Source organism: Citrobacter sp. VF227 (assembly GCF_052950715.1).
Map to the genome: position 1 here is coordinate 1 of NZ_JBRFVF010000259.1, position 516 is coordinate 516.

Sequence of the window (516 nt, forward strand, 5' to 3'; positions counted from 1 at the left end):
GACCACACGCTTGATGCGGTGCAGGCGGGCTGCTTCATAGATGTGAAAGGTGCCGCGGATATTGGCGTCGAGGATTTCCTCGAACGGCCGCTCGACGGAGACGCCGCCGAAATGGGCGATGGCATCTACGCCTTCGCACAGGGCATGCACGGCCGCCTTGTCGGCGAGGTCGCAAGGCACGACCTCCTCGTGTTCGCCGGCTGCCGGGGCCATCGGCGCGATATCGGACAGTCGGATGATGCGGGCGTAGGGCTGCAGGCGTGCACGCAGCTCCTTGCCGAGGCCGCCGGCTGCACCGGTGAGCAGAAGGCGGCCGAATGGGGGTGTCGGAGTGGTTGTCATCGGAGTGCCTGTCGTTATTGTTCTTGGAGTCATCTGTTGTCATATGACATGTCGAGAAATATCAGCATCTGCTTCGAAGGATGTCAACAGGCTTAAAGTCGTATTTATCGCCTTGCGCACGCTCATTGCTGCAAATGCCAGGCGCTCGCGCCTGTAAAGCGCGATGGCACGGCG

The 516-nt window shown here is 61.2% G+C and carries 1 protein-coding gene; it reads right to left on the reverse strand.

Annotated elements, in window-relative coordinates:
- On the reverse strand, positions 1–342 hold a 342-nt coding region (locus tag ACU8YC_RS26210; protein ID WP_446896147.1), incomplete at its 3' end, for an NAD-dependent epimerase/dehydratase family protein.
- Positions 343–516 lie beyond the last annotated feature (174 nt).